At 67.7% G+C, this 1,054-nt stretch carries 1 protein-coding gene; it reads right to left on the bottom strand.

What is annotated here, in order from left to right:
• On the bottom strand, positions 1–1,054 hold a 1,054-nt coding region (locus E8D38_RS28030), incomplete at both ends, for an RHS repeat protein (protein WP_140637632.1).

Here is a 1,054-nt window from a genome sequence, read left to right as displayed (position 1 = left end):
GATGGTCACGTAGCCGTACTCGCGCTGCACGCCCGGCACGCCGGTGGCAGCCGTGCCGAGCACGCCCTCGGCCACGACCTGCCGGTTCATCGCATCGTAGGCCGACCAGTAGTCGAAGCGCGGGCCTTCGCCCTCTTCGCCGCTCACGCCGCCGGTGTGGAAGCGGCCCCACTGGTGGATGCGGTTGCCGTTGGCGTCGTAGGTGTACTCGATGCGCGCACCCGCGAGCCCGGTCACCAGGCGCAGCCGGTTGGCCGCGTCATAGGCCATCAGGTTTTCCTGGTAGGTGAGCCCCAGCGTCGGCGTGCCGGGGTCGGCCTGCCACACCTGCTCGAGCAGGCGGTTGCCCGCCAGGTCGTAGGCATACACGCTCACCTTGTGCACCGCGTGGTCGTCGATGCGGCGCTTGAGCTGGCCGAGGCCGTCGTAGGTGTAGGTGTAGCGGGCGCCTCCCAGGTCGGAGTGATCGATGAGGCGACCGAAGTAGCTGTACTCCCACAGCGTGGAGTTCTTGTTGGCGTCGACCTCGGCGATCTTGCGGTTGCGGCTGTCGTACAGCGACTGCGACGTCACGACGCCGGCCACCATCGTGCGCACGACGTTGCCCCGCAGGTCGTAGGCGTACTGCGTGACCTCGTCGTTGCCGTTGCGCACGCTCGTGCGCCGGCCGAGTTCGTCGTAGCCGAAGGTTTCGGTCAACGGGACGGAGCCATCGGCGATGACGCGCAGGTTCTCGTCCTCGCTGGTCCAGACGCGCCTCACCTGCGGGTGGATCACCTGGCGCAAGCGGCTCATGTTGTCGTAGCGGAACTCGGTGCGGTTGCCGTTCGTCGACGTGCTCAGCCGTTCACCGTAGGCGTTGTAGGTGTGCGACACCTCGCCGCCGTCGGCGTGGCGTTCGCCGATCAGGTTGCCACCGTTGTCATAGGACAGGCGGTTCACGTTGCCGAGCGCGTCGGTGCTGGCCACCATGCGGCCGAGCGCGTCGTATGTGGTGTGCTCGACGGCGCGCTTGTCGTCATCGCCTGCCGGCTTGTCCACCTGCACGAGGCGG

This window comes from Methylibium rhizosphaerae, from assembly GCF_006386545.1.
GTDB classification, from domain to species: Bacteria; Pseudomonadota; Gammaproteobacteria; order Burkholderiales; family Burkholderiaceae_C; genus Pseudorivibacter; species Pseudorivibacter rhizosphaerae.
Note: the sequence above shows the minus strand (reverse complement) of the source record. Positions and strands in the feature narration are given on the sequence as shown.